Here is an 11,782-nt window from a genome sequence, read left to right as displayed (position 1 = left end):
AATCTCCAAAGGATTTACAGGTCTTACTGTCTACAGATATTAAATTTACCCTAGTTCCCCAATAATTTGATATCCTACCTCCTTCATCGGCAGCTTGCTTTGCAATTTTTTTCATCATAAAAAATATAGCTGTCAAGTGCTGTTGTATCATCCATACCTACCAATCAATTCCGTAAAATCTGTCTCCATTTTTCCACTTAACTGTTCTTATTTTATTTCCTGTATTTAAATCAACTATAAAAAAACTCATTCTATATCCGCTTGACCAAAAAAATGGAATATCTCCTACCGTATATAATACATACTTCTCATCCTGCGAAAACTTCATATCTAAAAGTTCCTTCCAAAACAGATTTTGATTAACAACGTGCATCTTTTCCTTCATATTACAGTCATATATGTATATTACCGGAGCATCATAATAGACTATTTGATTCTTATTATTCATATCTATATTTCCATCGAAATCAAGTACTCCCACGTTCTCGGTAGGCAATATATTCTCTTCATCAACAACTGTACATTTTTTGTAACCAGTGCATTCAATTTTATATTTTGAAATGCTTTTTTCTGATTCAACAAACAATAAATCTTCCGAATCTCTACTTTCAATAAAATAACAATAATTCCTACCGTCAGAACTGTATAATATATACATATTCCAAACACCATCTTCTTTAACAAGATAGCAAAGTTCATCTCTCCAATCTCCCCAAAAAAAAGTATACCCGTCCTTAAAGTATTTTGGCATATGTATATTAGCTGTATCAAAGGACCTATATTTAATCTCATCCAAGCCTATATCTTTGGCACAGTTATTTAAAGTTTCCAAATCTATAATAGGATTATATGTATAATCTTTCATATTAAGTTCTACCAAGCCTTGAAAGTCATCCTCCCATTTTACAGCAATAATAGTTTCATAATTCTCACTATATGACAGTTCTTGCAAAATATCCTCTGAAATTTTTTCAAGGTCTTTCTTTCCAATACTATATTTATATGTTCCCTTATCTCCACTGTGAAATTCCGCAGAAAATACTATATCAGGTTGTTTTTCTACTGTTTGTATCATATGATAATCAATATATCTTTTATACAGGAACCATATACTACCAAGAAATATTAAAAATATAAGTATTGATATTGCTATTTTTTCATACACTATACCTCTTAATCTACGGTTATACAGTTTTTGCTATTATGGATTTACTCTTTTATCACATCTGCATACCCAACTTTCCTAAATACCATAGGCATACTTCGCAAGCTTTACACCTTCCTTTAAACTGCAAAGTCCACTTAGTAGTTATCTTTTGTTATATTTATAGATATTCCTCATATATCTATACAGTACTTTACCGAATTTTAATTGGGTTTATCTGCTCTCACCACTTATAAAATTCTTCACTCTTTTCTTTAAAACCTTTATTACAAGAATCAGTCCTCCTAGTAAATAAATGTATATATACATTTTGAATAATATTTTGAAAATATACTCAGTATTAGTTATATATGATATCCACAATAATATAAATACTATACTTTCACTAATTATAAGTATATATACTAACCAATATACTTTTTCATTCCTTGGCCATAAAAAAAATATTATGTTTGTATACTTATTAAGCTTTATTTTTTTCTTATGTTTTTCTATATCTGTTTTATCTATACTCCAACAACCTCAAAAAAGTAATAAATACGATGCAAAAGATATTAATAATAAAGTTAATATATCCGGCATAAATTTCTCCTATTCTGTAAAGCATTTGCCCTTTTACCGGCTGAATTTATATGTTTTTTAAACTTATCTTTCAGTTCTTCATCTAAGTTTCAGCATAAGTTTCTCTCTTTCACCCGGTACCCCTGCCATGACAGGCAGGGCACCATGCATCATTGGAAGCAGTCTTTTAAAGTCCTTTGACATATCCTTATAAGACTCTTTTAAGTCTTCATACTTGACCTATAGCAGTATTATCGTCTTTCCTTCTGATAACAAATATTGTAGCCTTTCTTTACATACATTTTGCTGACTTCTGCTCTCAAGTACAATTAAAATTGCCGGTAAGATCGTAAGTATAACACTAATTATTACTCCACAACTTAAAGAGCCACTAGCTCCTCTCACTATATCTACATATAATTTGTATACAAAAATAGAAATGTAAAGTATAAATAAAATTATACATATAATTTCCGGAAATATTGTATATTCTATCTTACATACATTATCTTGTTCTTCTATGCTACCTTTTAAATAGCACAAACCAATATGCTTAAATCCACTTTTTTTTCCTTGTAATATCATTTGAAATTTTTTACCTTTTAATGATTTCATGAAAGATAACTTGTCAAACATTTTCCATATTTCTGTTGTCGTTCCATTTGTTATACATGAACCATTTATTGTAAAGCTTATCATAAACATTTAATCTCCCTATGCCAAACATTGCTTTGGCAGAAATTATTAGAATTTGGATTGTGATATGCCCTTGTTCTGTCAAGGATATAGTTCTCTTCATATGACGGTGTCAATTCCGACAAATTTTCTTTCAAGATGGTCTTAAGCCCATCTTCTCCATAGCCTATCTGTTTTTCATATTCTTTAAAACCTATCCTGTTTCCAAGCCCGTCATAGCTGTAGCTTCTTGCTTTTCCTGATTTTGAGTAACTTAAGCCAAGCCTACCTGTGATATCATATTTATAGGCTATTTCTTCTCTTTATCTTACACATTACCAACTACCAATCAATTCCATAAAATGTGTCTCCATTTTTCCACTTATCCAATTGGATTTTATTTCCCGTCTTGCTATCTACTATGTAAAAAATTAATCTATACCCATCAGCCCAGAAAAACGGAATGTTTCCTACTGCATAAAATACATACCTCTCATTCTGTGAAAACTTTATATATACCATATCCTGCCAAAATAAGTATTGACTATTTATATTTATCTTACTATTTTTATCTATATCATAAATAGATATATTAGGTTTTTGATAATATACAATCCTATTTGTATCATTAGATACATCCATGTTTCCGGTTGAATTGCTAAAATTCTTTCTTGAAGTAATTAATAATTCTTCATCTCCTAATGTTTCTAAATTGTTTTTATTTATGTTTCTTCTTTCAATCTTTTGGTTATAAATTTCATGGCGTGATTCTACAAATAATAAATCTTTATCATTTCCTTCTTTAATAAAGTAACTATAATTTCCATGATCGGTTTTATATAACACCTCCATTTCCTGAACATCGTTTTCTTTATAAAAATAGCAAATCACATCTCTACTATCTTTCCAAAAAAAAGTATATCCACCTTTATAAAATTTAGGCATATGGATATCAGTTACCCCATGCATGTGATATTTGATTTCATCTAATCCTATACTTTTGGCACATTTATTTAGTTCTTCTAAATCTACAATAGGCCTAAATACATAATTTTTCATATCCAACTCAGCTATTCCCTGAAATCTATCCTCCCATATCACACCTATAATCTTTTCATAATCCTCACTATACGATAATTCATGAAATATATAATCAGAAATCTTTTCAGCTTTACTCGTCTTTACATTATATTTAAAAGTTCCTTTATCTCCACTATTAAAATCAGCTGCAAATATTATTGGTGGTTGATTAGAGGTATTTAGAATTATTTTATAGCCGTTATATTTTTTATATCCCAAAAATATACACATAAAAGCTAAAAAACATACCACTATCTTTTTTAAATTTATTCTTTTCATACTGTCCCCTTAATTCGATGTAATACAGTTTTTATTTTCTGTAACAAAATAATGCTGTGGATGTAATACATTCCAAATATCATATAAATCACCATATTGTCCATTTATATACTTAACTTTTCTTCCAATGTTCATCTGTCTAACATTATAATCATATATCAAATTTGGAGCCACATGCCCTCCGGTTTCCAATGCTATTCCACCTGCTTGAATCCATCTTCTTGCATTTTGATCACAATTATTCGTTAATAATTAATATCTAAAAATCGCTATACTCAAATAATCTGAACAAATCTCTATTTATAAAATCACTTTGCTTAATTACAATATCCTTTACAAGACATTTCATACTACATATCCACATGTAATCTTCTTCCTCGTATGCTTTCTTTAGATACGGTTCTATACATTTTCGTATAACCTTTATTATAATTCTAGTAGTATTTTATCCTTGCTTTTCCGTTATAAATAAACATTCCACTCAAATGATTTGGTACGGCTATATTTTTATAATTATCAAATATGCCGTTACCAAATACCTCTACTTGAACTCGCTCTACACTTTCAGGAACATAAATTTCTCTTAAATTTTTACAAGAAGAGAACACATCATACCCCAAATATTCCACACCGTCAGGTATAACAGCAAAGGATAAATTACTACAATTTTCAAATGCCCTATATCCAATTATTTTAATTCCCTTTGCAAAATCTAAACTGTAAATTTTTGTACCTTCAAATGCCAAATCTCCTATCATAGTCGTACCCTCTTTAAGTTTTATATCGGTCTTTTTCTTATCTAAGCATTCTATAAGTACATTGCCTACATATTTACATCCATCCACTTCTTCTTGACTGCTGTACCAAGGGGTATCATCTAATGCATTATAACCGACAACACTTACACCGGAAGAATCACCTATATCAGTCAATTTTTTACAGCCCTCAAAAGCTACCTCACCTATATATCTTGTTTTATCATTTAAATTAATCGACTTTAAATTTTCGCATTCAGCAAATGAATTATCTAAAATATCTTTTAAGTCTTATCCCAATATCACTTCCTTTAAATTTTTACATTGATGAAAACTATACTGTGGTAATGACCTTAGTCTATCCGGTAATACTATTCTTTCAAGAGAATCACATGCTTCAAATACTTTTTTTCCCATTAACTCAACATTGTCCGGTATATCTATATATGACAGCTTTTGGCAACAACTGAATGCAGATCCCCCTATAACTGTTAAGCTTTCCGGAAGAACAACTTCCTCAAGTGTAGGCGAGTCAAAAAAAGCTCCTCCTGCTATACTTTTAATCCCGTTTTTAACTGTTACCTTCTTCTCATTTCCTTCATACTTCATTAAAATATTTGAAAAATATTTATATCCGTCATCTGTCGGAAGTTTTGATAACCATAAAGTATTTATAAAAGCTCCCGCCCCCAACAAAATATCTTCTCTGTTTAAGACAACTTCTTTCAAGTTTTTACAATCCATAAAGGCTCGACTTCCTATATTTTGAGTATTAAAAGGTATATAAATCTTTTCAAGACTTGTACAATTATAAAAAGCTTCATCCTGTATTTCCTTTAAGTTTTCTGCTAATTGTACCTCTTTTAGTGAAGTACAATTTTTAAAAGTCATTAAACCTATATATGTTTTTGATTCTGAAAAATCAACTTTTTTTAAGTTTACGCAACCTGCAAAGCTTCCCCCGATTAAATATTCCAAGGAATCCGGAAATACTATATCTTCTAAACTCTCACATCCAAAAAATGAAAAAGGCCCTATTTTCTTTAGCCCTTGTGGAAATTTAATTTTCTTCAAACCGGTACAACCCGCAAAAGCATAATCTTCTATACTAACCAGTGATTCAGGCAAAACCACCTCTTCAATATCTGTATTATCTATAAAAGCATTTGTACCTATACTTTTAACTCCTTCAGGAATAATTAGTATTTTGGATCTCTCATCTTTATTTATAATACCTCTTTTTATTCCTCTTACAGTACTGTTATATATAACCATATGTTCAAATAATATATTTCTTACGCAATATTGTAATGCGGCAGTAAAAATAATTATAAACATAAAGGCGATAATTACCCTTTTTTTCAAATATCCTTTCCTTAATAATTTCACTGTTTCACCCTTTCTGTGCATTATTTATTCGGTAACATTGGTAAAATACTACTCAAATTTTGCATAAGCACTTCCTTTTGATAAAGATATGTTTTTATTCGCTTTCTAATCTATATATCTTACTTTCTTATCGCTGATATACCATAATTTATCTGCAACTTCCTTCGTCATAACAACTTCCTTTAATCTGTCACAGCCTACAAAGGACATTTCTCCTATTTCCTTTACACTTTCAGGGATATAAATATATTCTAATTTGTCGCAGAATTGAAATTCATAATCTCCTATGTATATCAAATTCTTAGGTAATTCAACTCTTCTTAAGTTTTTACAAAACGAAAAGGCAAAATCTCCAATATATTTTAATTCTTTAGGAAAAATCACTTTTTCAAAAGGAAGACCGGAAAAAACATTATCAGCTATACTAACAGTGCCTTCCTTTATAATAATCTCTTTTTTCCCTTTATCCACAAAACCTACAATGTGATTTTGTACATATTTACAGCCATATTCATCTTCTTCAATCTCTTTATAATATTTTGTGCCATAAAACGAATTCCCTATATACTCAGGATTTCCTTCAAATTTTACAGCCTCTAAGTTTATGCAATGCCCGAAAGCCCCCACTTCTATTCGTTTAACGTACTTGGGAATTATTATTTTTTTTAGAGAACTGCAGCCTCCAAATGTTTTTTCTCCAATGTACTCCAATTCCTTTGACAACTCTATTTTAGATAAATTTTCACAATTATCAAATGCCAAGCTCCCTATCCAATTCACACCGGAGGGTATTTCTATACTTTTAAGATTAATGCAATTTTGAAAAGTATATTCTTCTATACACTTTATATTATTGGGTAAGATAATACTTTCCAGCTTTTCAAAGTCTTGAAATACACCTCCGACTATAAAGTTTATATTTGGGTTAATTACCAGATTTTCCTGTATATCTGTTGCCTCTAATAAAATATCTCTATAAATTTTTAATCCGTCTTCATTTACAGGTATATTTTCAATCCACTTTGTTTCTGAAAAGCATTTATAGCCAAACTTTTCTACACTGTCAGGTATATTCAATATTTCCAAATTATGACATTTGCTTATGGCACTATTTCCTATTTCTGTGACTCCCTCAGGTATATCTATTTCTTTTAATGAATAGCAACCGCACAAAGTTTCTGCCCCTATATTTATAAGATTTTTAGACAACTTTATGTTCTCCAACTCTCCACAATATTCAAAAGCACAAGCACCAACCCGAGTTACAGAATCCGGCATAATTACATCATTGAGCTTTGTGCTTGAAAAACTAAATTCACCTATATTTTTAAGTGAGTCCGGAAATACTATACCTTCTAAACTTTTACAATTATAAAATGCATAATCTCCCACCTGCTCCAAATTATCTGTTAAATCTACAACTTTTAACTCTTCACAATCTTCAAACGCCTTATTTCCTATTCTCTTTATAGATGAAGATAAATTCATGTACTCAAGGTTTTTACATTCCGAAAATGTACTGTCTTTAATATCTTCTACCGATTGTGGTAATTCAACCGATTTTAAAGCAGTATTTGAAAAGCTGAATTTACCTATACTTTTAAGTGAAGATGGAAATTCTATTATGTCTAAGTTTTTACATTTTAAGAAAGCATAATCACCTATCTGTTCCAGCTTATCAGGTAAATTTATACTATCTAAACTTGTGCACTTATAAAAAGCCCCTTTATTTATTATTTCTAAAGAGCCATGTATATCAACTTCCTCTAAGTTACTACAATTCATAAATGCAAACTCACCTATTTTTTTCACCCCTGAAGGTATAATTATTTTATCGATTAAATCATTATTTGCAAAAGCATGGTTTCCGATTTCCGTAACATATTCAGGTATTGTTATATCTATTTTCTTTTTTACTCTCTCTATTATTCCCACTCTATATCTAAGTACAACACCTTTTTTTATTACCAACCGGCCTCTTAAATTCATTAATATTGATAACATAATAAACAGTGTTATAAATACAATAAAGATAACTTTAGCTTTTTTACTATTCATATGCCTCCAATTCAAATCTAATGCTGTCTCTTTTAATTCAGCTCCTCTTTATATATCTAAATCAAAATTATGCACCAGGTTTTCTCTATATTAAAAACTTCTATAGCTCTACTCTATATATCAACTTAACATTTTCATTAAATTCAATACTGTCAGCTATCATCTTACTTAGAGTAACTTCTTTTAATTTTTTACAATTTAAAAATATTTCGCTTCCGACAACTTCTATAGACTTAGTCAGATAAACTTTTTCCAGGTTTTTACAATCAAAAAAGCATCGGTATCCTATATCATATACCCCTTCCGGAAGATCTATAGTTTTCAAATTTTCACACTCAGCAAAAGCCATTGAACCAATTACTCTTAATTCTTTTGGAAATACCACATTTTTTACTTTAGAACGGTAAAAAGCATGGTTTGCTATGCTGACTGTCCCCTCTTTTATAATGACCTCCTGCCCTTCTTTATCCACCACTTCTATCAGATGGTCACTCACATATTTGCAGCCATACTCATCCTCTCTAATATTATTGTAGAATTTTGTATCTTGAAATGCATACCCTATATATTCAGGACACCCTTCAAACTTTACATCTTCTAAGTTTATACAACCTGAAAAAGTTCCCCATTCTACTTGTTCAACCTTATTTGGGATTAGTATGTTTTTTAATTCAATGCAATCACCCTTTATTTCTCTACCAAACCGGTTCATCCGACATATCATAAATATTTATAAAACCTGTCGGATATACAAAGTCTGATAAAATAATCAGCTCTCTTATCACAGGATAAACGGGATATCATTCTATGATTTTATAGGCTTGACACATAATCCCTTTTATATCTCTCAATTTCGGCAGCTCTTCTACTTTGCATAGATAAACCTTTTGTCGCCCTCCAAAAGATGTGGATATAGCAGGCTGTTCAACTTCACCTTCAATCCATATATCATAGATCTTATCATCACTGTAAAATCCTGTTTCATCACCAACCTTACTCCAACCTGTCCCGGTATCATATTTACCTTGCAATAAAACAAATTTTTCAAAAGCACTTCCTTTTGATAAAGGTATGTTTTTATTCGCTTTCTAATCTATATATCTCACTTTCACATTTTTATAGAAATCAATCTTCTCCGCTATTTCTTTGCTAACAAAGACTTCTTTTACATTACCTGAGCCTAAGAGTATACTTTCTCCTACGTCGTCCACAGACTTCGGTATATAGACTCTTTTTAAATTTCTGCAATCTATAAGGCACAGCTTAGAAATATATATCAGCCCGTCCGGAAACTCCACATCTTCTAATCTATAGCAATGACCTAGAGCGGACTCGCCAATCATTTTCAGTTCTTTTGAAAAAACTATTTCTCTTATCTTGGATTGAGAGAATGCTTTATTTGCTATACTGATTGTTCCGTCTTTTATGATAACCTTTCCTCTTTTTTTATCTACAAGTTCTATAAGATGATTCCCGATATATTTGCAACTATACTTATCCTCTTTTATGCTATTATAGTACTTTGTGTCATAAAAAGAATTTCCTATATAGAGCGGTTCCCCCTCAAACTCTACATTTTCTAGGTTTATACACATACTAAATGCACCATCATCTATTTGCTTTACATTCTTTGGAATAACAGTGTTTTTTATCAAGGTACAACCTTTAAATGCTTCTTTACCGATATATTCAAGTTCCTGAGGCAGTTCTATATATTGAAATTTCTCACAATTTTCAAAAGTGTTGCCATATATATGAGTGATATTTTCAGGTATTGATATATTTTCCAAACTTTTACAATTGGAAAATGCTGATGAACCGATATATCTCACAGTTTCCGGTATTGCCATATTATAAAGGTTACTACACCCTGAAAATGCATATCCTCCTATAGTCTTTAATCTGTCTGATAAAGTAACTCTTTTTAATTCATCATGTCCCATAAATGCACCACCTGCAATTACAGTAATCTCGGTTGGAACCAAAACATCTTCCATATTGTAAGTTGCTTGAAATAATATATGTTTATAATATTTTAATCCCACTGAATCTACAGGTAGCTTTTTATACCATTCTGTACCTTCAAAGCAATATGCTCCTACCCGACTGATACTGTCAGGTATATTTATTTCGCTAAGTTTAGTACACTCTCCAAAAGCATTATACCCAAGTCCTTCAACAGAATCACTTAAGTATATTGATGAGAGACTTGTGCATCCATTAAATGTTGCATCATCTATATATTTTAAATTATTTGGTAAATCCACTTCTCTCAAAGCTTTACAACCGGAAAACACATAACCTTCTATATTACTTAAAGTGTCGGGAAATTTTACGACCTCCAAATTTTCGCATCCCATAAATGCACCCATTTCAATATCTGTAATATTTTGTGGGAACTCTATATTATTTAAGTTTTTACATTCAGAGAATGTCATCTCTTTTATCTTTTTAAGTGATTGTGGCAATGATATTTCTTTTAAAGTGGTACATCCGCTAAATGCTGATTCCCCGATATATTTTACATTCTCAGGAATTCTTATTACTTCCAAACTTGTGCACCCATTAAATGCATCTCTGTTTATTTTTTCTAAACTTTCCGGCAGATTTATTTCTTTTAAATTTTCGCAGCCTATGAATGCCCTTCGATGTATTATTTTTACACTTTCCGGAATATATACTTTCTCTATACACTCACAACCCGAAAAAGCATCCTCCATAATTTCTGTTGTACCTTCCGGTATGTTTACAGTCAAATTTCTTATATTTTTATCTACTAATCCGGCCTTATATTCAATAACTTTATTATCCCTTAAAACTAAATGCCACCTAAAATTCAAAGTTATATATGATGTAAAAACAGCTATTATCCCAACTATAATTATCACGAAAATTTTATATCTTGATTTCATATACATCCCTCAATACATCATGTACCCTCATTGCTCAATACTACCCTGATTAATTATCTCATCATCTACATTTTTTTACCTTCTTGTAATTCATTCATTATTCCCAGTCTTTCTGATTTAAAATAATAATTCTATGTACTTATTGAATGGGTTTCATAACAACTTCACCGTTTTCATCCATTACTAATATAGGACCACTGTGTAATAAAACTACTATAGAGTGGCGAAATCACAATATATTTAGCGTTTTTTTCTCCTAAAAGTTCCTCCAAGTCCTTAAAAATCCATTGTTTATAATCATCTCTTTTCAGAGGAAACTCTTTTAAAAACTCTTCACTTCTTTCCATAAACAACCGATTTTGCATAATTTCAATGTCCATTGTCACATTACCACCCATAAAACCTGAAAGCTCTCATTATGACCAATCTTTGTACTTGTAATTAAATAATTCAAATAAACTAATCACACTCACTGATATTTCTTTACTTTCTCCATTTCCATAATCATATATAAACCTTCCGGACCGACCTGTTCTGTCGTTTCCAACTATATCAAGCTCATTCATATATAAAATATTTTCGTCATTTCGTTTATTCATATATTTCCATAGTTCTTCAAAACTATTTATATCCTCAAATTCTTCCAATCCCTCGTTCTCTGCAATCGTTATATACCTGTTCTTATGTGCACTCCATATCTTTACATGCAACATATTATCATTAAAATTTTTTATCAGTTCTAATGTTTCTTTACCTTCAGTTATCTGAAAGGAGCCAAGGGTAGGTAAATCACCTAAAATATATGGCTTTATAACTTCATCATATATATCCAGCAGTACCGATTCAGTTTCTATTATTCTGATATTTCCTTCAATGTCTGTATACTCCATATTTGCACCTGCATACAA

The 11,782-nt window shown here is 30.6% G+C and carries 12 protein-coding genes; all 12 read right to left on the bottom strand.

Annotated features, from left to right (window positions below):
* Positions 1 to 157 precede the first annotated feature (157 nt).
* Positions 158 to 1,165 carry a hypothetical protein gene (locus tag HMPREF1495_RS01965; protein WP_242832831.1) on the bottom strand — a complete coding sequence of 336 codons (1,008 nt, stop codon included), beginning with the start codon at positions 1,163 to 1,165 and terminating at the stop codon, positions 158 to 160.
* A gap of 801 nt (positions 1,166 to 1,966) precedes the next feature.
* The gene (locus HMPREF1495_RS01960) at positions 1,967 to 2,431 is read right to left on the bottom strand and encodes a hypothetical protein (RefSeq protein ID WP_034211588.1); all 465 of its coding nucleotides are present in this window, start codon (positions 2,429 to 2,431) and stop codon (positions 1,967 to 1,969) included.
* Positions 2,432 to 2,743: 312 nt separating this feature from the next.
* Positions 2,744 to 3,760, bottom strand: coding sequence for a hypothetical protein (locus HMPREF1495_RS01955; RefSeq protein WP_034211586.1), 1,017 nt, complete (start codon positions 3,758 to 3,760; stop codon positions 2,744 to 2,746).
* Between the two features lie 9 nt (positions 3,761 to 3,769).
* A complete protein-coding gene (locus HMPREF1495_RS01950) occupies positions 3,770 to 3,934 on the bottom strand; it encodes a hypothetical protein (RefSeq protein ID WP_156912973.1) in 165 nt (54 codons plus the stop codon).
* Between the two features lie 260 nt (positions 3,935 to 4,194).
* Positions 4,195 to 4,794 (bottom strand): leucine-rich repeat domain-containing protein, encoded by a 600-nt coding sequence (locus HMPREF1495_RS13965; protein ID WP_256379697.1) that lies wholly within the window; start codon positions 4,792 to 4,794, stop codon positions 4,195 to 4,197.
* 12 nt (positions 4,795 to 4,806) lie between these two features.
* Complete coding sequence (locus HMPREF1495_RS13955) at positions 4,807 to 5,853, bottom strand: leucine-rich repeat domain-containing protein (protein ID WP_242832829.1); 1,047 nt, start codon at positions 5,851 to 5,853, stop codon at positions 4,807 to 4,809.
* Between the two features lie 156 nt (positions 5,854 to 6,009).
* Entirely contained in the window at positions 6,010 to 7,962 is a 1,953-nt protein-coding gene (locus HMPREF1495_RS01940; RefSeq protein WP_034211582.1) for a leucine-rich repeat domain-containing protein, read from the bottom strand.
* A gap of 100 nt (positions 7,963 to 8,062) precedes the next feature.
* The gene (locus HMPREF1495_RS01935) at positions 8,063 to 8,674 is read right to left on the bottom strand and encodes a leucine-rich repeat domain-containing protein (protein ID WP_242832828.1); all 612 of its coding nucleotides are present in this window, start codon (positions 8,672 to 8,674) and stop codon (positions 8,063 to 8,065) included.
* An 88-nt stretch (positions 8,675 to 8,762) separates the two neighbouring features.
* Positions 8,763 to 8,993: a hypothetical protein gene (locus HMPREF1495_RS13740; protein WP_198013536.1), complete on the bottom strand. Its 231-nt coding sequence runs from the start codon at positions 8,991 to 8,993 to the stop codon at positions 8,763 to 8,765.
* A gap of 57 nt (positions 8,994 to 9,050) precedes the next feature.
* Positions 9,051 to 10,874: a leucine-rich repeat domain-containing protein gene (locus HMPREF1495_RS01925; RefSeq protein ID WP_034211580.1), complete on the bottom strand. Its 1,824-nt coding sequence runs from the start codon at positions 10,872 to 10,874 to the stop codon at positions 9,051 to 9,053.
* A gap of 173 nt (positions 10,875 to 11,047) precedes the next feature.
* The gene (locus HMPREF1495_RS01920; protein WP_242832827.1) at positions 11,048 to 11,254 is read right to left on the bottom strand and encodes a hypothetical protein; all 207 of its coding nucleotides are present in this window, start codon (positions 11,252 to 11,254) and stop codon (positions 11,048 to 11,050) included.
* 36 nt (positions 11,255 to 11,290) lie between these two features.
* Positions 11,291 to 11,782 (bottom strand): hypothetical protein (locus HMPREF1495_RS01915; RefSeq protein WP_034211578.1); only part of this gene is annotated, 492 nt, incomplete at its 5' end.

The sequence above is a fragment of the Lachnoanaerobaculum sp. MSX33 genome (assembly GCF_000512995.1).
In the GTDB taxonomy this organism is placed as follows: domain Bacteria; phylum Bacillota; class Clostridia; order Lachnospirales; family Lachnospiraceae; genus Lachnoanaerobaculum.
This window is presented reverse-complemented; position numbering and strand designations above follow the sequence as displayed.

What these genes read in the sequence shown, in the direction of transcription:
- HMPREF1495_RS01940 (WP_034211582.1), bottom strand. Translation starts at nt 7,962, where the DNA reads ATGAATAGTAAAAAAGCTAAAGTTATCTTTATTGTATTTATAACACTG.
- HMPREF1495_RS13955 (WP_242832829.1), bottom strand. Translation starts at nt 5,853, where the DNA reads ATGTTTATAATTATTTTTACTGCCGCATTACAATATTGCGTAAGAAAT.
- HMPREF1495_RS01960 (WP_034211588.1), bottom strand. Translation starts at nt 2,431, where the DNA reads ATGTTTATGATAAGCTTTACAATAAATGGTTCATGTATAACAAATGGA.
- HMPREF1495_RS01935 (WP_242832828.1), bottom strand. Translation starts at nt 8,674, where the DNA reads ATGAACCGGTTTGGTAGAGAAATAAAGGGTGATTGCATTGAATTAAAA.
- HMPREF1495_RS01955 (WP_034211586.1), bottom strand. Translation starts at nt 3,760, where the DNA reads ATGAAAAGAATAAATTTAAAAAAGATAGTGGTATGTTTTTTAGCTTTT.
- HMPREF1495_RS01920 (WP_242832827.1), bottom strand. Translation starts at nt 11,254, where the DNA reads ATGGACATTGAAATTATGCAAAATCGGTTGTTTATGGAAAGAAGTGAA.
- HMPREF1495_RS01925 (WP_034211580.1), bottom strand. Translation starts at nt 10,874, where the DNA reads ATGAAATCAAGATATAAAATTTTCGTGATAATTATAGTTGGGATAATA.